Source organism: Mesorhizobium sp. P3_A9, from assembly GCF_056402975.1.
Map to the genome: position 1 here is coordinate 1 of NZ_JBFUGJ010000697.1, position 1,211 is coordinate 1,211.

The following is a 1,211-nucleotide window of genomic DNA, read 5'->3' on the forward strand; positions in this document are numbered from 1 at the left end:
TCGAGCACCGACATSTCGACGCCGACATGGCGCGACAGCGCATCRACGAAGCCGTCGATCGGGCCGGTGCCGGTGCCGGTAATCGTCACTTCCTTGCCGTTGTCGAGGATGACCGCCTCGACCACACGCCGGCCCTTGACCTCGGTGTCAGGATAGGTGTGGTGGTCGAGGAATTTCAGGCGCGCGCCCGGCTGGTCGACATAGGTTTCGAGGAAGCGGTCATGGATGCGCTTGACCGGCACCTCCTTGCCTTCGGCGTCGGTGATCGCCTGGATCGCCTGGCTGAACTCGATCTGCAGATTGCGCGGCAAATTGAGGCCGTAGTCGGCCTGCAGCACATAGGCGATGCCGCCCTTGCCCGACTGCGAGTTGATGCGAATGATCGCCTCGTAGCTGCGGCCGACATCGGCCGGGTCGATCGGCAGGTAAGGCACTTCCCACACCGGCGTGTTGGCCTTCTTCAAGGCCTTCATGCCCTTGTTGATGGCRTCCTGGTGCGAGCCGGAAAAGGCGGTGTAGACGAGTTCGCCGACATARGGGTGGCGCTCGGRRATCTTCAGCTGGTTCGAATATTCGTAGACGTCCTTCATCCGGTTGATGTCGGAGCAGTCGATGCCCGGATCGACGCCTTGCGTGTACATGTTGAGCGCCAGCGTGACGATGTCGACATTGCCGGTGCGCTCGCCATTGCCGAACAGCGTGCCTTCGACGCGGTCCGCACCTGCCATCAGGCCGAGCTCGGTGGTGGCGATGCCGGTGCCGCGRTCATTGTGCGGATGCARYGARATSAWCAGSTTKTCGCGGTTGTCGAGRTTGCGGCACATCCATTCGATGCGGTCGGCATAGATGTTGGGCGTCGACATCTCGACCGTCGACGGCAGGTTGATGATCAGCTTGTTGTCTGAAGTCGGCCTGACGATCTCGGTGACGGCGTTGCAGATCTCCAGCGCGACTTCGAGCTCGGTGCCGGTGAAGCTTTCCGGCGAATATTCGAAACGATAGCCGCCGCCGGCCTTAGCCGCCATGTCGGTGATCATCTTGGCCGCGTCGGTGGCGATGCGCTTGATGCCGCCGACGTCTTTTTCGAAGACGACGCGGCGCTGCAATTCGCTGGTCGAATTGTAGAAATGCACGATCGGGTTGGTGGCGCCCTTCAGCGCCTCGAAGGTGCGGGTGATCAGTTCGGGCCGGCACTGCACCAGCACCTGCAG

The 1,211-nt window shown here is 61.9% G+C and carries 1 protein-coding gene; it reads right to left on the reverse strand.

The genetic code is table 11. The features are described from left to right. The coding region (locus AC1DX0_RS36085; protein WP_477359306.1) for a 2-isopropylmalate synthase at positions 1 to 1,211 on the reverse strand (1,211 nt) is incomplete at both ends.